The following is a 22,541-nucleotide window of genomic DNA, read 5'->3' on the forward strand; positions in this document are numbered from 1 at the left end:
AGGCAGAGTAAGGTAAACTGGGATCATTGCCCCATGAGATGTAAGTCGTATATGCGAATTAAATGGTTTTCCTGGCAGGCGTGTTTTGTGCCGGCATGGCGGCGCGCGTGGCGCCGGCATAGGGTGTCCCTGCGGTTACTGCCGTGGGCGCTCTTATTGACGCTGGGCGGCCAGTTCGCCGCGGCGGCGCCGCCGGATATACGTCAGAGCGGTTTTGTTTATTGCGTCAACGGACTGCTGAACACCTTTAATCCCCAGATGGCCAGCAGCGGATTAACGGTGGATACCCTTTCCGCCCAGCTCTACGATCGCCTGCTGGCCGTGGACCCCTACACCTACCGGCTGATACCGGAGCTGGCGCAAAGCTGGGAAGTGCTGGATAACGGCGCCACCTATCGCTTCCACCTGCGCAAAAACGTGCCCTTCCAGCATACCGCCTGGTTTACCCCGACCCGCGTGCTGAACGCCGACGACGTGGTATTCAGCTTTGCGCGCATGTTCGACCAGCGCCATCCTTATCATGACATCAACGGCGGCGCTTATCCCTACTTCGACAGCCTGCAGTTCCCCGACTCGGTGCACAGCGTGGTGAAGCTGGATAACGATACGGTGGAGTTCCGCCTGAACGCGCCGGACGCCTCGTTCCTGTGGCATATCGCCACCCACTACGCCCCGGTGCTGTCACAGGAGTACGCCGAACAGCTGAGCAAAGCCGGCCGCCAGGAGCAAATCGACCGCCAGCCGGTGGGCACCGGTCCTTTTATGCTGAACGAATACCGGGCGGGCCAGTATATCCGCCTGGTACGCAACGACCATTACTGGAAAGGGCTGCCGCGCATGGCGCAGGTGGTCATCGACCTGGGGGCCGGCGGCATCGGCCGGTTGTCTAAACTGTTAACCGGCGAATGCGACGTGCTGGCGTATCCGGCCGCCAGCCAGCTGACCATCCTGCGCGACGATCCGCGCCTGCGCCTGACGCTGCGCCCGGGGATGAATATCGCCTACCTGGCGTTCAACACCGCCAAACCGCCGCTGGACGATGCGCGGGTGCGCCATGCCATCGCGCTGTCCATCAACAACCAGCGCCTGATGCAATCGATTTATTACGGCACCGCGGAGACCGCGGCCTCGATTTTGCCCCGCGCCTCCTGGGCTTACGACAACGATGCCAAGGTGACTGAATATGACCCGGATAAGGCGCGCGCGATCCTGCGCTCCCTGGGCAAAGAGCGCCTGGAGATGAGTTTATGGGTGCCGACCGCCTCGCAGTCCTATAACCCCAGTCCGCTGAAAACCGCCGAGCTGATCCAGGCCGATTTGGCGCAGGTAGGCATTACGCTTACCATCGTGCCGGTGGAGGGCCGGTTCCAGGAAGCGCGGCTGATGGCCAACAATCATGACCTGACCCTGGCCGGCTGGTCTACCGACAGTAACGATCCGGACAGTTTCTTCCGGCCGCTGCTCAGTTGCGCCGCCATTCGCTCCCAAACCAACTACGCGCACTGGTGCCAGCCGCAGTTTGATAATTTGCTGCGCGCGGCGCTGCTGTCGCAGCAACTGTCGGGACGGATGGACACCTATCGCAACGTGCAGAAAATGCTGGAGCAGGAGCTGCCGGTGCTGCCGCTGGCGTCTTCACTGCGCCTGCAGGCTTATCGCTATGATATCAAGGGACTGGTGCTCAGCCCCTTCGGCAACGCTTCCTTTGCCGGGGTATACCGGGAAGATAACGAGGAAAAGAAACCATGATTATCTTTACCCTGCGCCGGCTGGTGCTGCTGCTGATCACCCTGATCCTGCTGACGCTGGTCGCCTTCAGCCTGAGCTATTTTACCCCGCACGCGCCGCTTGGCGGCGCGGCGCTGACCGACGCCTACCTCTATTATTTCAACAGCCTGCTGCACGGGAATTTCGGCGTGTCGAGCATTAACGGCCAGCCCATCGGCGAACAGCTGCGCGACGTGTTCCCGGCGACGCTTGAGCTGTGCATCCTGGCGTTTATCCTGGCGCTGATGGTGGGTATTCCGCTCGGCATTATCGCCGGCGTAACGCGTAATAAATGGCAGGATGCGGGCATCAGCGTTTTCGCGCTCCTGGGTCTGTCGATGCCGGTGTTCTGGCTGGCCCTGCTGCTGACGCTGTTTTTTGCCCTGCACCTTGGCTGGCTGCCGGTTTCCGGGCGTTACGACCTGCTTTACCAGGTCAGGCCGGTCACCGGTTTCGCCCTGCTCGACGCGTGGCTGTCCGATTCCCCCTACCGCCATGAAATGCTGACCAGCGCCCTGCGGCACATGGTCTTGCCTATCACCGCCCTGGCGGTGGCGCCCACCACCGAGGTCATCCGGCTGATGCGGGTCAGCACCGCCGACGTGTTCGGCAGCAATTATGTCAAAGCGGCGGCGACCCGCGGGCTGACCCTGTTCACCATTATTCGCCGCCACGTCCTGCATAACGCGCTGCCGCCGATTATTCCCAAGCTGGGCCTGCAGTTTTCCACCATGCTGACCCTGGCGATGATAACCGAGGTGGTATTCAGCTGGCCGGGTCTTGGGCGCTGGCTGGTCAACGCCATCCGCCAGCAGGATTACGCCGCCATCTCGGCCGGGGTGATGGTGGTGGGGACGCTGGTTATCTGCGTCAATGTGCTGGCCGACGTGGTAGGCGCGCTGGCGAACCCGCTGCGCCATAAGGAATGGTATGCTCTCAGATAATATTTACCGCGAAAAACGCATGCCCAGCCCGCTGCGCCATATCTGGCGCATATTTTATCATGACGCCCTGTCGATGATCGGCTTCTATGGGTTTCTCGCCCTGCTGTTATTATGCCTGTTTGGTACGGTGGCGGCGCCCTACGCGCTCGATCAGCAGTTTCTCGGCTACCAACTGCTGCCGCCGTCCTGGTCGCGTTATGGCGATGTGTCGTTTTTCCTCGGCACCGATGACCTGGGGCGCGACGTGTTAAGCCGTCTGCTGACCGGCACCGCGCCCACCTTCGGCTCGGCGCTGGTGGTGACCATCGCCGCCTCGGTATTTGGCGTCACGCTCGGCGTGCTGGCGGGCATCACCCGCGGCCTGCGCTCGGCGGTGCTCAATCATGTGCTGGACACCTTGCTGTCGATTCCTTCGCTGCTGCTGGCCATCGTGGTGGTGGCGTTTCTCGGCCCCAGGCTGGAGCATGCGATGCTGGCGGTATGGCTGGCCCTGTTGCCGCGCGTCGTGCGCACGGTCTATGACGCGGTGCATGACGAACTGGACAAGGAGTACGTGCTGGCGGTGCGCATCGACGGCGCGTCGATGATGCATATCCTGCGCTACGCGGTGCTGCCGAATATCGCCAGCGTCCTGGTATCTGAATTTACCCGCTGCCTGTCGATGGCGATACTCGATATCGCCGCGCTGGGATTTCTCGACCTCGGCGCCCAACTGCCCTCCCCGGAATGGGGCGCGATGATGGGCGATACCCTGGAACTGGTCTATGTCGCCCCCTGGACGGTGATGCTGCCGGGCGGCGCCATCATGGCCAGCGTGCTGATCGTCAATATCGTGGGCGACGGTCTGCGCCGCGCCATGATCTCGGGGGTGGAATAATGCCGTTACTGGATATCCGTAATTTAACCATTGAATTCATGACCGCCGAAGGGCCGGTCAAAGCCGTCGACCGGGTGAGTTTTACCCTGACGGAGGGCGAGGTGCGCGGCCTGGTGGGCGAGTCCGGCTCCGGCAAGAGCCTGATTGCCAAAGCCATCTGCGGCGTCACCAAGGATAACTGGCGCGTCACGGCGGACCGGTTCCGTTTTGACGATATCGACCTGCTGCAGTTGACGCCGCGCCAGCGCCGGCGGCTGGTCGGACATAACGTCTCGATGATTTTCCAGGAGCCGCAGTCCTGTCTCGACCCCTCGGAAACCATCGGCCGCCAGCTGAGCCAGGCCGTACCGGGCTGGACCTATAAAGGCACCTGGTGGCGACGGCCCGGCTGGCGCAAACGCCGCGCCATCGAGCTGCTGCACCGGGTCGGCATCAAGGATCACAAGGATATCATGGGCAGCTACCCCTACGAGCTGACGGAGGGGGAATGCCAGAAGGTCATGATCGCCATCGCCCTGGCCAACCAGCCCAGGCTGCTGATTGCCGACGAACCGACCAACGCCATGGAGCCCACCACCCAGGCGCAGATATTCCGCCTGCTGGCGGGGCTGAACCAGAATAACAACACCACCATCCTGCTGATAAGCCATGATATTCAGATGATGAGCAAATGGGCCAACCGGATCAACGTGCTGTACTGCGGCCAGACGGTGGAAAGCGCCACCTGCGAGGAGCTGATCGCCGCGCCGCATCATCCCTATACCCAGGCGCTGATGCGCGCCATCCCCGATTTCGGCCGCTCCATGCCGCCTAAAAGCCGGCTGAACACCCTGCCCGGCGGCATACCGTCCCTGGAAAACCTGCCCATCGGCTGCCGCCTGGGGCCGCGCTGTCCCTACGCCCAGAAAACCTGTATCCAAATGCCGCCCTTGGTGCCGGTGAAAAACCATTGGTTCGCCTGCCATTTTCCGCTCAACATGGAGGGGCAATAAGCATGGAAACCCTGCTGGAAGCGCGCAACCTGACTAAAACCTTCCGCTATCGCACCGGACTGTTTACCCGCCATCAGGTCGAGGCGGTTAAACCCATCAGCTTTATCCTGCGCGAGGGCCAGACGCTGGCGATTATCGGCGAAAACGGCTCCGGAAAATCGACGCTTGCCAAAATGCTGGCCGGCACGCTGGCGCCCACCGCCGGCGAGCTGTTTATCGACGATCACCCCCTGACCTTCGGCGATTACCGCTACCGCAGCCAACGCATCCGTATGATTTTCCAGGACGCCAGCAACGCCCTCAACCCCCGGCAGCGCATCGGGCAACTGCTTGACGTGCCGCTGCGGCTGAATACCGATCTGCCCGCGTCCGAGCGCGAGCGCGCCATAGACAAAACCCTGCGCCAGGTTGGTCTGCGTCCCGATCACGCGTTTTATTACCCGCATATGCTGGCGCCGGGGCAAAAACAGCGCGTTGGCCTGGCGCGGGCGCTGATCCTGCAGCCTAAGGTTATCGTGGCGGACGAGGCCCTGGCTTCGCTTGATATGTCGATGCGCTCGCAAATCATCAACCTGATGCTGGAACTGCAGGCCAAACACGGCATCGCCTATATTTATGTTACCCAGCATCTGGGTATGATGAAGCATATCAGCGACCAGATTATGGTGATGCAAAACGGCGAGGTGGTGGAACGCGGCAATACCGCCGATGTTTTGGCCGCGCCGCTCCATGACCTGACCAAACGCCTGATAACCAGCCATTTCGGCGAAGCGCTGACCGCCGACGCCTGGCGGCGCGACGGGGTTATCGCCTGATCGCGCACCTGGCCTGCGCACGCCGGGGCGCGTCACGTCACGCTGGCACCGGCGGGGTCTACACCTCCCCCGGCGATATATGTTACACTTCGCCGGTTTATCAACGTCGAAACGCAGCGTCGCCGGCGTCATGCCATACAGACGCGGCGCGCGCATGTAATAATGATCACAAGGATTAATGCTATGGGTTTTCTTACCGGTAAGCGCATTCTGGTCACTGGCGTGGCCAGCACCCGTTCTATCGCATTCGGTATCGCTCAGGCGATGCACCGTGAAGGCGCCGAACTGGCGTTCACTTACCAGAACGACAAGCTGAAGTCGCGGGTGGAAGGTTTTGCCGCCGAACTCGGCTCCAGCATCGTACTGCCCTGCGACGTGGCCGAAGACGCCAGCATCGAGGCGCTGTTTGCCGAGCTGGCCAACGTATGGCCAAATTTTGACGGTTTTGTGCACGCCATCGCCTTTGCCCCCGGCGACCAGCTGGACGGCGACTATGTCAACGCCGTCACCCGCGAAGGCTTCGCCATTGCCCACGATATCAGTTCCTACAGCTTTGTCGCCATGGCGAAAGCCTGCCGCCCTATGCTGAACCCGAATTCCGCGCTGGTGACCCTCACCTACCTGGGTGCCGAACGCGCCATTCCTAACTATAACGTCATGGGACTGGCCAAGGCATCCCTGGAAGCCAACACCCGCTATATGGCCAATGCCATGGGCCCGCAGGGCATCCGCGTCAATGCCATATCCGCCGGCCCCATCCGCACCCTCGCGGCATCCGGCATTAAAAACTTCAAGAAAATGCTGGCCCACTGCGAATCGGTCACGCCGATCCGCCGTGTGGTCACCATTGAGGACGTGGGCAATACCGCCGCGTTCCTGTGCTCCGATCTCTCCTCAGGCATCACGGGTGAAGTGATCCACGTGGACGGCGGTTTCAGCATCGCCGCCATGGGTGAACTCGACGCCGAATAAAACCAGGCCCATTCTATGGCATGGCATGCCGTAAGGTTTGTGTCGCCTCGTGCGAGGGGTCGCTGGCGGCGTGCTTGTAAGGTTTATGTCGCCCCGGCGAGGGTTTCGCGGGCGGCGTGCTTGTAAGGTTTATGTCGCCCCGGCGAGGGTTTCGCGGACGGCGTGCTTGTAAGGTTTATGTCGCCCCGGCGAGGGTTTCGCGGACGGCGTGCTTGTAAGGTTTATGTCGCCCCGGCGAGGGTTTCGCTTGCCATGCGTTGAGCTGTATATGTAACGCCGGGTGCCGGCAAGCGACAAGGCGGCCGTTTCGCGACGGCCTCCTTGACCTCCGCGCGCCCGGCAGGTCGCGCGTCGCTGCGCGATGCCTTCCGTCACCCATGCCCCCGTTATGCACCGGCCCGGTTTGCGCTCCCAGCGCAACCGGGCCTTTCGCCGCTCCCGGCGGCTCATGCCGGGGTCACAGGCAACGTCAGCGCGCTTTATGCCGGGACCTGCGTCGCTGTTGGCAATGCACATTAAGAAGCGATAGCAGCGCTGTTGCTTAGGATCGGATCGGGCGTCAAGATACGGTTAACTATTATGAAAGGCCATTGGCATAGCGAAATATCAGGCCCACAAGTGAGACATAAATATTCACCTCATAGCACTCAGCACCCACCTCTTAGTTCTTAGTTCTTAGTCCTTAGTTCTTAGCTATTGGATATTGGCATTTAGCCGTTGGGAATTAATATTCTGCCCCTGGCGATTGGGTAAAATCAGAACTGTTTTTTCCCGGTAGGTGCATACCCCATATAACCTCAAAGCGCTATTTTGCCAACAGGCGATGGTGTTGTGCCGGCATAGAGTGCGCCGGCAGCGCACATCTCGGCTGGATAAGCCGCCGGGAGCGGCGAAAGCCCGGTTGCGCCGGGAGCGCTACCGGGCGGTCCAATAGCCGGGATACGGCGCTGCCGGGGACCGCGCAGCGGCGCACGATCTGCCGGACGCGGGGAAATCAAAAAGGGTGGCGCGCACCACCCTTTTTGTCGCTTGCCGGCACCCGGCGATATATAGATCAACCGAATGCATGGCAAGCGAAATCCTCACCTGACTACCATAAAGCCCGGCCGCAAGCCGCCAGCGAAATCCTCGCCTGACTACCATCAAGCCCGGCCGCAAGCCGCCAGCGACACCCCCACCACCGTGCCCTAATTGCGTTGCGCCAGCCACTCCCGCGCAAATTCAAACAACGTCCTCGCCAGCGGCGTCGCCCGCCCGGCCTCCGTAATCACAATCGCGCTCTGGCGCTTCATCACCGGCAGGCTTATCAGGGCCGAACGCAACTCAGGCGTCATCCCCGGCAACAAATGCCCGCGCGGCATCATCCCGCAGCCCAAGCCGGCGAACACCCCCTGCAACAACTGGAAAATCGACGCGCTCTCCAGCCGGATATGCGGCCGCAGCCCGCCGGCGCGAAAATGCTCGTCAAGATAACGCCGGAAATAACGACTCGGCTCGGCCAAACACAATGGCAACGCCGCCACCTCCGCAAGCGTCAGGGTATGCCCCGCGGCCAACTGCGGAAAATGCCGCGGATGGAATACCAGCTCAACGCCGCGATCGGCAATGGCGGCCACCTGATAATGCAGCTCGGCCAGCAGCCCCAGTTCAAAAAAACCGATCCCAATATCCACGCTATGATTGGTCAGCGCCTCCAGCAACGGATCGGCGCTCAGCACCGTCACCTGGAACTCCAGCGCGGGATACTTCAGACGCGCATCATACAGCAGCTGCGCCAGCGGAATACCGCACTGCGGCACGATACCGATACGCAACGTCCCCTCCAGCCCCTGCTTAAGAGACTCCACGTCCAGCTTCAGCCCCTGGTACACCGACACGATTTCCCGCGCCCATGTCAGCACCCGCTCCCCCTCGGCGGTAAAGCCCTGAAAACTGTTGCCGCGGTGGATCAGGGCCACGCCCAATTCACGCTCCAGATTTTTCAGACGGGCGGACAACGTGGGCTGGCTGACAAAACTGGCCTCGGCGGCGCGGCCGAAATGGCGTTCACGCTCAAGGTTACATAAATAGATAAGCTGTTTAATATCCATAGATTCTGACTGGCGGGGGCGCAGGAAACCAGTATAACATCATCGCGCCCGATGCCATGCCGGAACAGGCCGCGCCGGCGGCCCGCCTCCGGCAATAGCACCGGACGGCCCTCAGGTATTCACGCCCAGCGAGGTCTTGACGTCCTGGGCGATTTTTTCCACCTGCGGCCCATAAATAACCTGGACATCGTTAGCGCTGACGCGCTTCACGCCGCTGGCGCCGGTCAGCATCAGCGTGCGGTCGATCACCAGGCGCATATCCTTCACCCGCACCCGCAGACGGGTAAAACAACAATCGACGTCAGCGATATTCGGCTGGCCGCCCAAGCCGGTGATAATATTCCCGGCGCGCTCATCGGCGCTCACTGCCTTACGCGCCGGTTCCTCCACTTCCTCGGCCTCGCGTCCCGGCGTTTCCACCCGCATGCGGATGATGACCAGCCGGAAAATATAATAATAAAGAGGAAAGTAGATTACCCCCAGCATCACCGGATACCACCAGTGGGTTTTCGCCCCGCCCAGAATGCCGAAAACCACCAGATCGATGGCGCCGCCCTGCACGTTGCCGATCATCACCTGCAGTATATCCATCAGCATAAACGACAGGCCGCTCAGCGCGGCGTGCAGCAAGTACAGCACCGGCGACACGAAGATAAAGCAAAACTCCAGCGGTTCGGTAATGCCGGTGGTGAACGACGCCAGCATGCCCGCCATCATCAGCGCCTTGACGCGTTTTTTATGTTCGGGACGTGCGCAGTGATACATCGCCAGGGCCGCGCCGGGCAGGCCGAACATCATTACCGGGATCTTGCCCTGCGCCAGGAAACGGGTGGCGTCGCGCACCACCTGATCGCTCAGCAGCCCGGGATGGGTCAGCGCGGTATTAAAGATATTCAGCGCGCCGACGATGGTCTGGTTATCCACCGTCGTCATGCCGCCGATGGGGGTAAAACGCACGGTCTCGTTAAGAATATGATGCAGGCCGGTCGGGATCAGCAGGCGTTCGCCGAAGCCATATAAAAACATACCGTACTGGCCGCTTTTGCCAATCAGCTGGCCGACCCAGGCAATGCCCGCGCCTACGGTGGGCCAGATAAACGACAGGCCGAGCCCCACCAGCGGCAACACCACCACCGTCACGATAGGTACAAACCGTCGGCCGCCGAAAAAACCGATCGCCGTCGGCAATACCTGGGTATAAAAACGATTATGCAGCGCCACGGTGATAAGCCCGGCGATCACCCCGCCCAACACGCTCATGTTATAGGTAAAAATACCCAGCATCGGAATAAATTCGGCGGAATAGACCAACGCCGCATTCTGGGCCATGCCGTGCGCGGTCAAGGCCGGCACCGTTGTGGTGGCGGCGGTCAGGCCCTGCGCCGCCAGGCTGGCGCTGACGCCGACATGCATGCCGATAAACCCGATCACGGCGGCGAACGCCGCGGTGGGTTTTTCCGCCTTGGCAAGGCCAATGGCGCTGGCCACGGCGAAAAACAGCGGCAGATTGGCGAACACGGCGCCCGCCACCTGGCGGATAAACCCGATAACCAGTTGCGGATAATGCAGATTGGCGAACGCCTCGCCGGTAACCGCCGGATTCTGCATCGCCGCCGCCAGCCCGAGGAAAATACCGGCGGCGGCGATAACCGAAATCGGCATCATTAACGCTTTGCCAAATCCGTGGATTTGGCTGGCTAGGTCTTTCATACGGGGTAATCTCGTTGTGTCATCAAGAGGTTAATTATGCGTCAACCTGCGCCGCCGTCAGCCCGCAACGCGGCCCGATGAGCGGAATTTAGAGCGGGATCACAAATAACCACCCCCTGACCGCCCCCGCGATCGCCATAGTTCCGCTCTATGCTGCGATAACCGCATTCGATTAGACGCACCATACCGAACCGCTTAAACTTAACTTCATAAGAGCAAGGCGTTAAAGATTATTTAACATTCAGCCCGTATCATTCACCTGCGAATACCCATAATGAAATTTAAACCTGCGATAAAACCCTATACCGGCGCCGCGGGCGGCTGGGGCTCCCTGGAAGCCACCACCCGTTATGTCTTCGACAGTAAACAAGCCTTTAAAAATATCCGTAACCTGTTGCGGGTCAATAAATCCAAAGGGTTCGACTGTCCCGGCTGCGCCTGGGGCGACGACAATACCAGTACCTTCAGTTTTTGTGAAAACGGCGCCAAGGCGGTCAGTTGGGAAGCCACGCGCAAAGGGCTGGACGCGGCTTTTTTTGCCCAACACAGTGTCAGCGCCCTGTATCGGCAAAGCGATTATTTCCTCGAATACCAGGGCCGGCTGACCCAGCCGCTGCGTTACGATGCCCAGACCGATCGTTACGCGCCGGTAAGCTGGGAAGACGCGTTTGCCCTGATAGCGCAGCATCTGCGCGCACTGGACCATCCCAATCAGCTGGAGCTTTACACCTCCGGGCGCGCCAGTAATGAAGCCTCCTATCTTTACCAGCTGTTCGGCCGCATGTTCGGCACCAACAATTTTCCCGACTGCTCCAATATGTGCCACGAGGCCAGCGGCACCGGCCTGAAACACAGTATCGGCGTCGGCAAGGGCACCATCCACCTCAATGACTTCGAGCAGGCGGACGCCATTTTTGTCTTTGGCCAGAATCCGGGCACCAACCATCCGCGCATGCTGCACAGCCTGCGCCACGCCGCCGACCGCGGCGCCAGTATCGTCACGTTCAATACCCTGCGCGAACGCGGCCTGGAACGCTTTGCCGACCCGCAAAACCCGTTGGAACTGCTGACGCCCAAATCAGGACGCATCAGCTCGCGCTATTTCCAGCCCAACCTGGGCGGTGATATGGCGGCGGTGCGCGGCATGGTCAAGGCATTGCTGGAAACCCATCGCCGGCGCCTGGCGGACAACCAGCCGGGGCTGTTTGCCGCTGACTTTATCCAGGCGCATACCCAGGGTGTAGAAGCCTACCTGGCGGCGGTGGACGCCACCACGTGGGAGCACATTACCCGCCAGTCCGGCCTGAGTGAACAGCAGTTGCGGGAAGCGGCGGACATCTACCGCCGGGCCGAACGGGTGATCTGCACCTGGGCGATGGGCGTGACCCAGCATAAACATTCGGTGGCCACCGTACGGGAAATCGTCAACCTGCAGCTGTTGTTCGGCCAGTTGGGCAAGCCGGGCGCCGGCCTGTGCCCGGTACGCGGCCACAGCAATGTGCAGGGCAACCGCACCATGGGCATTGATGAAAAGCCCTCCGCCGCCATGCTCGACAGCCTGGCGGCGCATTTTGACTTCACGCCGCCGCGCGCGCCCGGCCACAGCACCGTCGAGGCGCTGGAAGCCATGCTGCGCGGCGAAATTAGGGTGCTGATTGCGCTCGGCGGCAACCTGGCGGCGGCGGCGCCCGATACCGCGCGCACCGAGCAGGCGATCCGGCGCTGCGCCCTGACGGTGCATATCGCCACCAAACTCAACCGCAGCCATCTGATTACCGGCGCCGACGCGCTGATCCTGCCGACCCTGGGCCGTACCGAACGGGATATGCAGGCCACCGGCAGCCAGTACGTCACGGTGGAAGATTCCTTTAGCATGGTGCATGCCTCGGAAGGGGTAAACCCGCCGATCTCCGGGCTGCAGCGCTCGGAAACCGCCATTGTCGCCGGCATCGCCCACGCGGTGCTCGGCGGCGAAAAACTCGACTGGCCGCGGCTGGCGGGCGATTATAATCTGATCCGCGATCATATCGAGGCCACCCTGCCCGGGTTTGCCGATTTTAACCGCCGCTGCGAACAACCGGGGGGCTTTTACCTGGGCAACGCCGCCGCCGAACTGCGTTTCAACACTCCCGACGGCAAGGCGCATTTCAGCGCCGCCGCACTGCCGGACACGCTTTTCCCGCAAATCGGCGCACGGACGGCGCCTTTTACCTTACAGACCCTGCGTTCGCACGACCAGTACAACACCACCATTTACGGTATGGACGATCGTTATCGCGGCGTTTACGGCCAGCGGGACGTGGTGTTTGTCAATCCGGAGGATCTGGCGACGCTGGGACTGGCCGACGGCGACCGGGTGGATATCGAAACGCTATGGCACGACGGCGTCGACCGTAAAGTCTGCGGATTCAAGGCGATAAGCTACGATATCCCGCGCGGCAACCTCGCCGCCTATTATCCCGAAACCAATCCGCTGGTGCCGCTGTCGAGTTTTGGCGACGGCACCCATACCCCGACCTCCAAATCGGTGCCGGTGCGTTTGGTACGCAGCCCGGTGGCCGCCGACGCGCGCATTATTTAATCCCGTTTTCGCCGCTCAACCCGCCCGCCGTCCGCGCGGGCGGCTTTTTTCATCGGCAAGCGGGTGGTTATACTTGCCGCCGCCGGCCGATTCGCGTAAAACTGTCTGCCGTTATTGAAGCCTTTTTACCTTCTTATTTCTGGACATTATGTTTCAAGATAACCCGCTGCTCGCACAGCTAAAACAGCAACTTCACTCTCAGACGCCGCGTGTCGAAGGCGTGGTCAAAGGCACTGAGAAAGGGTTTGGCTTCCTTGAAGTCGATGCTCAAAAAAGCTATTTCATTCCGCCGCCGTTCATGAAAAAAGTCATGCACGGCGATCGGATCACCGCCACTGTGCGCTCTGAAAAAGACCGGGAAATTGTCGAGCCGGAAGAACTGATGGAGCCGTTCCTGTCGCGCTTTGTCGGCCGCGTCCAGCTCAAGGACGACCGCCTGTCCATCGTGCCGAACCATCCGCTGATCCGTGAAGTCATCCCCTGCCGACCGGTGCGCGGCGTGGAGCATGCGTTCCAGACCGGCGATTGGGCGGTGGCGGAAATGCGCCGCCACCCGCTTAAGGGCGACCGGCAATTTTATGCCGAGATCACCCAACTGGTGACCGTCGGCGACGACCATTTCGCCCCCTGGTGGGTCACCCTCGCCCGGCATAACCTGGAGCGCGAGGCGCCGCCGATGCCCGCAGGGCTGGTGCTGGACGACGACAACCTGCCGCGCGAAGATTTAACCGCGCTGGATTTTATCACCATCGACAGCGCCAGCACCGAAGATATGGATGACGCGCTGTACGTCGAGGCGGGCGAAGGCGACGCGCTGGTGATGACTATCGCCATCGCCGATCCGACGGCCTATGTCAAGGCCGATAGCAAGCTTGACCTGATTGCCCGGGAACGCGCGTTCACCAATTATCTGCCGGGATTCAATATCCCGATGCTGCCGCGCGATCTGTCCGATAATGTCTGTTCGCTGCGTCCCAACGAACGCCGTCCCGCGCTGGCCTGCCGCGTGGTCATTAACGGCGATGGCTCGCTTGGCGACGAACCGCGCTTTTTTGCCGCCTGGATCGAATCCAAGGCCAAGCTGGCCTATGACGATGTCTCCGACTGGCTGGAAGCGGAAGGCAACAGCGCATGGCAGCCCGGCAATCCGGCCATCGCCGGACAGATTCGGTTGCTGCAGCGCGCCTGTCTGGCCCGCGCCGCCTGGCGTCAGGCTCATGCGCTGGTCTTCAAGGATCGTCCCGACTATCGTTTTGTCCTCGATGATAAAGGCGACGTCTTGTCCATACAGATTGAACCGCGGCGCATCGCCAACCGCATGGTCGAGGAAGCGATGATCGCGGCCAACGTCTGCGCCGCGCGCGTGCTGCGCGACGGCCTGGGGTATGGCGTGTACAACGTGCATAACGGCTTTGACGAGACCCTGGTGGATCAGGCGGTGGCGATCCTCGCCGCCAATGATGTCGAGGCCGACGCCGCCACCCTGCTGACGCTGCCGGGCTTTTGCGCCCTGCGCCGCCGGCTGGACGCCATGCCGACCTCCTACCTTGACAGCCGCGTGCGTCGTTTCCAGACCTACGCGGAAATCAGCACCGAACCCGGCCCGCATTTCGGCCTGGGGCTGGACGCCTATGCCACCTGGACATCGCCTATCCGTAAATACGGCGATATGATCAACCACCGCCTGCTAAAGGCGTTGATAAGCCAGGGCAGCGCCGTGCGGCCGTCGGAAGAGATTACCGTGCAGATGTCCGAACGCCGCCGCCTAAACCGCATGGCGGAACGTGATGTGGGCGACTGGCTCTATGCCCGTTACCTGGCGGGTAAAGCCGGCAGCGATACCCGCTACAGCGCTGAAATCATCGATGTCTCGCGCGGCGGCATGCGCGTGCGGCTTATTGAGAACGGCGCGGTGGCGTTTATCCCGGCGCCCTTTATCCACAGCGTGCGCGATGAACTGGTGTGCAGCCAGGAAACCGGCACCGTGCAGGTGAAGGGCGAGGAGCGCTACCGCCAGGGAGACACCATTGAGGTGACCGTGGCGGAAGTGCGCCAGGAAACCCGTTCGGTGATAGCCCGCCCGGTTTGATGGCGTAATAATTCAGGGAGGCTTACGCCTCCCCGGTTGGTTTGATAAACAGATGGGACGGGCAGTATTTGCCGTTAGATGTCAGTGATCCAGCCATGCATGGCGGGAGCGATCCAGTCACCCGTGTCGTTATTTTTTTGCGTCCATCTACCCATAGGATGTTCCACGCGGCCACCCTTACCATTTTCATCTGCAATCCATTTACCAAACGGGTCCTCTATTTTCCCAAAAATATCAGTCTTAATGAATTTCCTAACACTGTGAAAACCATTTTTGGGGTCTTGCTGTAAATTAGCAGGTATAAGATCACCCGGTTTTTCATTGTTCAGATATAAGAAAAGTAATAGGGGTCCCGTAAAAATTAAAGTACCTGTATATCTCACCAGCGCTCGTTCCCGCTTAAGGCCCCATGTGATATTCGCAAAATCGGCATCATCGCTGAATAAATTTCTATTATAATTACTCAATGCTTCCAGTCGTTTATTTTTCTCTGTTTCATCTAACAGATTTAATGCTTCTAACTTGGCTGATCCATTCAATTTTTCTTGCGTACGTAAAATTTCCCTAACTTTTATTTGTGCGGTTAGACTGTTGTCGCCAGAATAACCACTCCAAAAATGCTTAAAAAAATCCATGAATTTTGTTTTATTAGGTCCCAATGTAAACTCTTTGCCTGTGTAAACAGCTTTTATTGCTTCCAAGAGAAAATTGATATCCTTGGCGTCTTTAAGGGCAGCAATAACACCGTTGATTACACCCACCTTAAAATCGTCATCAGACGTAGTCACACTATCATATTTGAAGAGTGAATCTACCGCAGGTTGCCCAAACTGATTATCAATTAATATGTCGCCCAAAGATTCGCTCAAAGCAATGTCAACATCCATATAGATACCGCCAAAATCCCTGAGTACGGACAAGCGCAAAACATCAGACGCCGCTGCGTAATTCTTATAGGGGGTATCCGCGCATTCTCTTAAAATTATAGCTTCAAGTTCATAGGGTGCCGAGTACCTCAAAATCTCAACACGAGCAAAGATCGCTGATGTTAATCCGACGGTCATCAGTTCCGAGTGCGTGCGCTTAGGATTATCAACCCATAGCTTAATGACATAATCAGGATTTAAGTCTACATTTCGTACAAGATTTATCATCGCTTCATAAGGAAAAGGTGCGTCACCCAACCAAATATGATGGATAATTTTTGGGATAACAAAACAGAGTGGATTGTTGCTAAGGTCAAGATGTTGCAGCGAACCTGCGGATTGTGGTTTTATTTTAATGAAGTTATCCGCTAAATATAACTCTTCCAATGATGATCCCGACGCAATTGCGGGAAACGTCATAAGCCTGTTATGGCTAGCTTTAAGTATTTTCAATGTATCTGGAAAAGAAGGCAATGTTTTCAGTACATTATTAACGACATTGAGCTCTTCGATATGCGGTGGTAAAACCGGCAGACTGGTTAAGTTAAGACCGCTTAAATTCAACGTCACGCTGCCCGTCTCGATGCAGTTTTTTATTATGTCAGCCGCTATATCGCGACGTTCCCCAAAGCCGTTCCGGGCTTCACTTTTCCACAGGTTCAGTGCCTGATAATAATCGCCCTTCTCGCCAAAATCAGTGCTTTCATGCCGTAATGGAAATAATTCATTGGAGATATATGATAAGGTAATCAACTTTTTTATCCATAAAAAAATAAAAAGAAAAAAGTCCATTAAAAATCGGCTTTCTGTTTATGATAAAAGAATGCAGGTAATAAATAATGTTACTCTTACTATACTTGCGCAGTAGATTTAAAATCCGGCAGATAATAACAAAATCCATCACGAATATTTCAATATAATATAAACAAGGTGGATTTAAGTACCTGGGTTTTATTCTCAAACCGACACTCGCACCACCCGGCTAAACGGAATGTGGGCGACTCGCCTGCGCCTGTATACGGCTAACACCGGAAAAAACGTTGTCGTATCTCCGGCATTTTATTTTGCCCCATAAGCAAAAACCCCTACTCGTTGGGTGTCCAACTTTCGGGGTTCACTTCACCTGCGGGGATTTTTATTTGCTACTGCTCATCGTCAGCGTTATCTTTCGGCGGCATTGGATTTCAGCGCGGCCTGCGCGGCCAGTTCTTCATCCATCAGGCTGACATGGCCTTTTCTCACGCGTTTGGAATACAGCGCGGTGATAATCGGCACGAGTATTGAGGTAACAATCACCGAGGTGGCCACCAGCGCGGTTGCCGCCGGCGCCATCGGCTTAAAGGCCGGCACCATTTCGGCAATCAGCACCGGCGTGGCCACCGCGGCCCCGGCGGAACTGGAGGCGGCAATACCCGCGGTACCGTCGCCGCCACCGATAAACTTATCGGCCAGGATCAGCGGAATACCGGTGATGATGATAACCGAAACGCCCAGCAGCACGCCCAGCAGGCCGGTTTGCGCGATGACGTTCAGGTTAATGGTATTGCCGAGTGCGAAGGCGAAGAACGGGATCAGCGTCTGCACCGCTTTGCTGAAGAAATCCCGCAGCTCCGGGTCCAGGTTGCCCAGGGCAAACCCAATCAGGAACGGCAGCACCGCGCCGACGAACACATGCGGCTCGAAAGAAGCGATACCGGCGGTGCCCAAAATAATCATGGTCATCAACGGGCCGGATTCCAGCGACATCAGGACAAATGCCCCCGACTCTTCCTTAGTGCCGTATTGCTGCATTATGGAGGCGTACAGCCCGCCATTGGTCATATCCATGGAGGCGACCAGCGCCAGGGTGGATAAGCCGGCAAAGAAGCCGATTTCCACGCCGTTGGCCGGCAGTAAACGTGACGCTACCGCGGCGACCACCCAGGCAACGGCGATTTTGGTTACCACCAGCGTACCGGATTTACGCAAAACGGTGCCGGTGGCGCTGAGTTTAATTGACGCTCCCATGCAGAAAAACCACACCGCCAGAATAGGCACGGTGCCGGAGATCAGGCCGTTGGTAAATGATCCGAAATATTTACCCGCGTCCGGGGCAAAAGTATGACATAACGCGCCGATAAATAACGGCACGAGCATCATACCACCAGGGATTTTGTCAATTGCACGTTTGATTTGCATCGTGATTCCACCTAAGTTCGAAGTATTCCCATGAGTCGTAGGGCGCCGTTCCGTGGCCATGCCCCATTCATTGACGGGGTCAGTTGAGCGTTAAAGTAACCGGTTACATCCTGTAATACAGTGATCTGGAGCATAAAATGAAACAATGTTTCTTTTTTAAAAGAAGATCATTTTAATTGAATGGATATAAGGTTTCAAAATGAGATGAAGATCACGTTTCCGCCATCGTTCTGGTAAAGATAACTATCTGCCAGCCGGCGCGGCAAGGCGTCGCGCCGGCTGGCGCGGGTTTTCCGGGCTAAGTGTAGACAACGGCGCGGCGCGGCGCATCAATAACACCAGGGAGGGGAAAGCATGGCGCTTGACAAAAAGCCTGAGGAAAGTATTTAGCCGAAGTGAAAAATAATGCGGATTATATACGTATATAAAACAATAATTATTATATTAATTAATTTAAATACAATAATGATAACACCCACTCCGCCAATGGTTAATTAATCACCAGGGACCAAGCGGGTGTCGTAAAGCAGGGCTATTGACCGTAATAGGCATTCTTGCCATGTTTACGCAGATAATGCTTATCCAGTAATTCCGGCTGCATGGCCGGCAGTTGCGGCGTCAACTGACGCGAGAAAATACCCATATAGGCCACCTCCTCCAACACCACGGCGTTATGCACCGCCGTATCAGCATCTTTGCCCCAGGCGAACGGACCGTGGGAGTTGACCAGCACGGCCGGGATGGCGGTGGGTTCGATGGCGCGCGTTTTAAACGTTTCTACAATCACGCGGCCGGTTTCCCATTCATAACGTCCCTGGATTTCCGCCTCCGTCATCAAACGGGTGCAGGGGATGGCGCCATAAAAATAATCCGCATGGGTGGTGCCCCAGGCGGGGATATCCAGGCCGGACTGGGCCCAGATGGTGGCATGGCGGGAGTGGGTATGGACAATGCCGCCGATGCCGGCGAACTCAAGATAAAGCACCCGGTGGGTATCGGTGTCCGATGACGGCTTTTTGCCGCCTTCGACCACGCGCCCGGTCTCCAGCTCCACCACCACCATATCGTCGCGGGTCATGGCTTCATAACCGACGCCGGAGGGTTTGATCACCATTAGCCCCTGCCCGCGATCGACCGCGCTGACATTGCCCCAGGTGAAGGTCACCAGATGATGGCGCGGCAAAGCCAGATTGGCCGCCAGAACCTGTTCTTTTAATTCGTTAAGCATTGTGTTGTCCTCAGAAACGCCATGAGGACATTGTCCCGGCAGCCGGACGCCACCGGTATGGTCAAAACGGCTGAAGATCCGGTTGTCTTCTGCTATTGCCCCGTTTTAGCGTGCCCTGACCGGTCCGCTTTCGGCCCCGTCATAGCGAATGACTTTATTTATAGCAATACAAGCTAAACAACCGAGTCGGTACTATAATAAATACTTATTATTGACACCTATGGAGAAGTTGACGATGACGAATAATTCAACAAAACGTATTGCCGCCGTAGTATTAGCGGTCACCCTCGCCTTGTCGCTAAGTTCCTGCTCAAACTGGTCAAAACGTGACCGTAACACCGCCATCGGCGCGGGCGCCGGCGCCCTGGGCGGCGCGGTGCTCACCAATGGCAGCGGACTGGGCACGGTAGGCGGCGCCGCGGTCGGCGGTATTATCGGCCATCAGGTTCATTAATACCCTCACGGACGGGTAAAGCTTCATCCCCCATTGAGGGACGCGTTCCCGGCGCCGTCGGCGCCGGTATGACCGCCGTAGTCAGGCGCGCGTGCTTGGCGTGCCCCTCGCCACCCGCCGGCATCACATGCCGCCGCGCATCACCGTCATCCGCCGATGCTAGCCTCCGGCCAGTTTTACCTTCAGTCCCTTCGCTTCCAGCAATTGTTTTAACAACTCCCGCTTATCGCCCTGGATTTCGATAACCCCTTGTTTAACCGCGCCGCCGCAGCCGCATTTTTTCTTCAGCTCTGCGGCAAGCAGGGCCAGGGCGTTATCGTCCCCCGCAAGCCCGGTGATCAGGCAAACCCCCTTGCCTTTCCTGCCGCTGGTCTGGCGCTGGATACGTACGATACCGTCCCCGGCGGGGCGCGGAGCGGTCTGTGGCGGGTCGTCGATGCGCCCGCTGTCGGTGGAATAAACCAACCGGCTGTTGTCGTCCATCAGGCTTCTCCCGTTTGCAATTGGCGTAAAATGGCCTGCAGCGCGGCGGCCGGATCGGCGGCTTGGGTTATGGGGCGGCCGATGACCATATAATCCACCCCGGCGCGCCGGGCCTGCAGTGGCGTCATGATGCGCCGCTGATCGGAGGCGTCGCTGCCCTGCGGGCGTATGCCCGGCGTCACCAGGCGAAAATCGCGGCCAAAACGGGCTTTAAACGCCGCCGCCTCCATGGCCGAACAGACCACGCCGTCCAGATGGCAGCGTTGCGCCAGCTCGGCCAGGCGCCCGGCATAGTCGGCGGCGGTATAAGGAATGCCCAGGCCGGTCAGATCCGCATCGGCCATGCTGGTCAGCACGGTGACGGCGATAAGCAGCGGCGCCTGGTCGCCATAGGGCGCAAGCGCCGCTTTGGCCGCGCTCATCATGCGTTCGCCGCCGCAGGCGTGGACATTTACCATCCACACGCCGAGCTCCGCCGCCGCCGCCACTGCCTTGGCCACGGTATTGGGGATGTCATGGAATTTCAGGTCGAGAAAAACATCAAATCCCCGGCGCCGCAGTTCACGCACCAGCTCGGGGCCAAACCGGGTAAACATTTCCTTGCCGATTTTCAGGCGGCACTCGTGGGGGGAAACCTGGTCGGCAAAGGAGAGCGCCTGCCTACGGTCGGCATAATCCAGGGCGACGATCACCGGCGAGGGGGTTGATATAAGATCGCTTGTCATGACGAGAACCTTTAATAATGCCTTAGCGGGGCAGCCTTGATTTATGGCGATATGTTACCTGCCGCCGGGGCAAATGCCTAGCCGTCAAGGCCGGCTTATTGCTCGTCGAGGCCGCGAATCGGCTTGATGGAGGCCCAGGATTTACAGGAAGGGCAATGCCAGTAAAGGCTGTGGGAGGTAAAACCGCATTTTATGCAGCGATAGCGGGGTTTGGTGCGGATTTGCTCGCCGACCATATCGCGCAGCACCTGCAGGCTCTCCTTGGCCCGGCCGTCTTCCGCCTCGTTAAGATGGAAATCCATCAAGCGGTGGAACATGCGCATGGTGGGGTGCTCGCGCAGCTGTTGGTTGATATAGATCTGGGTGACCTCGGTGCCATCGTTTTGCTCAATGACGTCGGCCAGCAGCAGCTCAGCCGCCGCGCCGGTATTCAGCTCGACGCAGCGCCGCAGGTAATCGGCCCAGGCCTGCGGCTGATCCAGATGCTGGTAGCAGGTCTGGAGGATCGGCAGGGTTTCGCTGACCATCTCTTTATCCTGATCCAGCACCCGTTGCAATACGGCCACCGCCGCCGGGTAATCCTCCCGCGCCATAAAAATACGCGCCATCATGATGGACACCCGCGCACAGTTCTTATCGGCCGCCGCGCCTTTTTTCAGCAACGCCATGGCTTTATCCAGATCGTCGCTGCCCATGGCCTGCAGGGCCAGTTCGCAATAAAAATGGGCAACTTCGATGCGCCGGTGATCCTTACCCAGCTTGACCAGCTTTTCGGCCGTTTCTATGGCTTTGGTCCATTCGCTGGTGGCCTGGTAAATTTGCAATAATTGCTGCAAGGCGCCGGTGCGGAAGTCCTCTTCCTCGATAAGCTGGTTGAACATTTCCTCGGCGCGATCGTAAAAACCCGCCGCCATGTAATCCCGGCCCAGTTGCTGGATGGCCAGCAGGCGCTGTTCAAAACTCAGGGCGGTACTTTCCATCAACGCCTGGTGAATACGGATGGCGCGATCCACTTCGCCGCGCGAGCGGAACAGGTTGCCCAGCGTCAGATGGGCCTCCACGGCGTTACTGTCTTCCTTGAGCATATCCAGGAACAGGTCCACCGCCTTATCCTGCTGGTTGGACAGCAGGAAATTGACCCCGGCGACATATTCGCGCGACAGGCGGTTGGCATCCTGTTGTTTATCCTGCTGCGCGCTCCTGCGCCCCATGTACCAGCCGTATGCGGCCGCCACGGGCAACAACAGAAACAGCAGCTCTAGCATAACCGGTTATTCCTTCGCGGCTGTGGGTACGGTCGTGGCGATGTCGGCGCCGGCCGCCGGCCGCTGCTCCAGACGCTTGATTTTGCGATCGGCGCGCAACAAGGCCAGACGCACGCGCAGATAAAACAGGCCGCAGATCACCCAGCCGAGGATAAATCCCATCGCAAACAGGACCGTCAGCAACGTAGATACCCGGTATTGCCCCTGGGCCAGTAAATAATTAAAGGTCACCACCTGATCGTTATGGGCTCCAAAGGTGAAAGAAATAATAAAAATCACCAGAACCAGCAAAAATATCAGAGCATATTTCACATTTTTTCCCGCAAACCACGTTATTCGGATGGGCCGCGTCCATAAACCGGCGCCAAGATGGTATAAATTAGCATTTCCCGCGTTACGAAGGAAATGCTGTAGACAACATAACGGCATTATCTGTTGCCGACCT

Annotated in this window: 18 protein-coding genes; 9 read left to right on the plus strand and 9 right to left on the minus strand. The window is 58.4% G+C overall.

The window, feature by feature from the left end; all coding sequences use genetic code 11:
* The first annotated feature begins 129 nt into the window (after positions 1-129).
* The 6 genes from sapA (at position 130) to fabI (ending at position 6,367) form a co-directional block, all read left to right on the plus strand.
* On the plus strand, positions 130-1,749 hold the full coding sequence (sapA, locus tag ACL2XF_RS08940; protein WP_410016552.1) for an ABC transporter substrate-binding protein SapA: 1,620 nt from the start codon (positions 130-132) through the stop codon (positions 1,747-1,749).
* Complete coding sequence (sapB, locus tag ACL2XF_RS08945) at positions 1,746-2,711, plus strand: putrescine export ABC transporter permease SapB (protein ID WP_410015187.1); 966 nt, start codon at positions 1,746-1,748, stop codon at positions 2,709-2,711. Before sapA ends, sapB begins: the two co-directional genes overlap by 4 nt.
* A complete protein-coding gene (gene sapC / locus ACL2XF_RS08950) occupies positions 2,698-3,588 on the plus strand; it encodes a putrescine export ABC transporter permease SapC (RefSeq protein WP_410015188.1) in 891 nt (296 codons plus the stop codon). The genes sapB and sapC overlap by 14 nt, the downstream gene beginning before the upstream one ends.
* A complete protein-coding gene (gene sapD, locus ACL2XF_RS08955; RefSeq protein WP_410015189.1) occupies positions 3,588-4,580 on the plus strand; it encodes a putrescine export ABC transporter ATP-binding protein SapD in 993 nt (330 codons plus the stop codon). The genes sapC and sapD overlap by 1 nt, the downstream gene beginning before the upstream one ends.
* A gap of 2 nt (positions 4,581-4,582) precedes the next feature.
* Complete coding sequence (gene sapF / locus ACL2XF_RS08960) at positions 4,583-5,395, plus strand: putrescine export ABC transporter ATP-binding protein SapF (protein WP_410015190.1); 813 nt, start codon at positions 4,583-4,585, stop codon at positions 5,393-5,395.
* A gap of 183 nt (positions 5,396-5,578) precedes the next feature.
* Entirely contained in the window at positions 5,579-6,367 is a 789-nt protein-coding gene (gene fabI / locus ACL2XF_RS08965) for an enoyl-ACP reductase FabI (protein ID WP_410015191.1), read from the plus strand.
* A gap of 1,187 nt (positions 6,368-7,554) precedes the next feature.
* On the opposite strand, the gene ACL2XF_RS08970 is transcribed toward fabI, so the two are convergent.
* Both ACL2XF_RS08970 and ACL2XF_RS08975 read right to left on the minus strand, forming a co-directional pair.
* Positions 7,555-8,457: a LysR family transcriptional regulator gene (locus ACL2XF_RS08970; protein ID WP_413728458.1), complete on the minus strand. Its 903-nt coding sequence runs from the start codon at positions 8,455-8,457 to the stop codon at positions 7,555-7,557.
* A gap of 111 nt (positions 8,458-8,568) precedes the next feature.
* On the minus strand, positions 8,569-10,167 hold the full coding sequence (locus tag ACL2XF_RS08975; RefSeq protein WP_413728459.1) for a PTS transporter subunit EIIC: 1,599 nt from the start codon (positions 10,165-10,167) through the stop codon (positions 8,569-8,571).
* Positions 10,168-10,441: 274 nt separating this feature from the next.
* Between ACL2XF_RS08975 and ACL2XF_RS08980 the strand changes: the two genes are divergently transcribed.
* Both ACL2XF_RS08980 and ACL2XF_RS08985 read left to right on the plus strand, forming a co-directional pair.
* On the plus strand, positions 10,442-12,748 hold the full coding sequence (locus ACL2XF_RS08980; protein ID WP_413728460.1) for an FdhF/YdeP family oxidoreductase: 2,307 nt from the start codon (positions 10,442-10,444) through the stop codon (positions 12,746-12,748).
* 148 nt (positions 12,749-12,896) lie between these two features.
* Positions 12,897-14,837 carry an exoribonuclease II gene (locus ACL2XF_RS08985; RefSeq protein ID WP_413728461.1) on the plus strand — a complete coding sequence of 647 codons (1,941 nt, stop codon included), beginning with the start codon at positions 12,897-12,899 and terminating at the stop codon, positions 14,835-14,837.
* 74 nt (positions 14,838-14,911) lie between these two features.
* On the opposite strand, the gene ACL2XF_RS08990 is transcribed toward ACL2XF_RS08985, so the two are convergent.
* From ACL2XF_RS08990 to araD, 3 genes are all read right to left on the minus strand, one after another.
* Complete coding sequence (locus ACL2XF_RS08990) at positions 14,912-16,516, minus strand: TcdA/TcdB catalytic glycosyltransferase domain-containing protein (RefSeq protein WP_413728462.1); 1,605 nt, start codon at positions 16,514-16,516, stop codon at positions 14,912-14,914.
* A 408-nt stretch (positions 16,517-16,924) separates the two neighbouring features.
* Positions 16,925-17,941, minus strand: coding sequence for a 2-keto-3-deoxygluconate transporter (gene kdgT, locus ACL2XF_RS08995; RefSeq protein WP_410015197.1), 1,017 nt, complete (start codon positions 17,939-17,941; stop codon positions 16,925-16,927).
* 532 nt (positions 17,942-18,473) lie between these two features.
* Positions 18,474-19,169: an L-ribulose-5-phosphate 4-epimerase gene (araD, locus tag ACL2XF_RS09000; RefSeq protein WP_410015198.1), complete on the minus strand. Its 696-nt coding sequence runs from the start codon at positions 19,167-19,169 to the stop codon at positions 18,474-18,476.
* A 235-nt stretch (positions 19,170-19,404) separates the two neighbouring features.
* Here araD and osmB point away from each other — a divergent pair, with 235 nt between their 5' ends.
* Positions 19,405-19,623: an osmotically-inducible lipoprotein OsmB gene (gene osmB, locus ACL2XF_RS09005; protein ID WP_413728463.1), complete on the plus strand. Its 219-nt coding sequence runs from the start codon at positions 19,405-19,407 to the stop codon at positions 19,621-19,623.
* A gap of 159 nt (positions 19,624-19,782) precedes the next feature.
* Here the strand turns inward: osmB and yciH are convergent, their stop codons facing one another.
* The 4 genes from yciH to ACL2XF_RS09025 form a co-directional block, all read right to left on the minus strand.
* The gene (yciH, locus tag ACL2XF_RS09010) at positions 19,783-20,109 is read right to left on the minus strand and encodes a stress response translation initiation inhibitor YciH (protein WP_413728798.1); all 327 of its coding nucleotides are present in this window, start codon (positions 20,107-20,109) and stop codon (positions 19,783-19,785) included.
* A complete protein-coding gene (gene pyrF, locus ACL2XF_RS09015) occupies positions 20,106-20,831 on the minus strand; it encodes an orotidine-5'-phosphate decarboxylase (protein WP_413728464.1) in 726 nt (241 codons plus the stop codon). The genes yciH and pyrF overlap by 4 nt, the downstream gene beginning before the upstream one ends.
* Before the next feature lie 95 nt (positions 20,832-20,926).
* Positions 20,927-22,096: a lipopolysaccharide assembly protein LapB gene (gene lapB, locus ACL2XF_RS09020; RefSeq protein WP_413728465.1), complete on the minus strand. Its 1,170-nt coding sequence runs from the start codon at positions 22,094-22,096 to the stop codon at positions 20,927-20,929.
* A gap of 6 nt (positions 22,097-22,102) precedes the next feature.
* The gene (locus tag ACL2XF_RS09025; protein ID WP_410015202.1) at positions 22,103-22,408 is read right to left on the minus strand and encodes a LapA family protein; all 306 of its coding nucleotides are present in this window, start codon (positions 22,406-22,408) and stop codon (positions 22,103-22,105) included.
* Positions 22,409-22,541: the final 133 nt, after the last annotated feature.

The sequence above is a fragment of the Sodalis sp. RH19 genome (genome assembly GCF_047324215.1).
Lineage (GTDB): Bacteria > Pseudomonadota > Gammaproteobacteria > Enterobacterales > Enterobacteriaceae > Acerihabitans.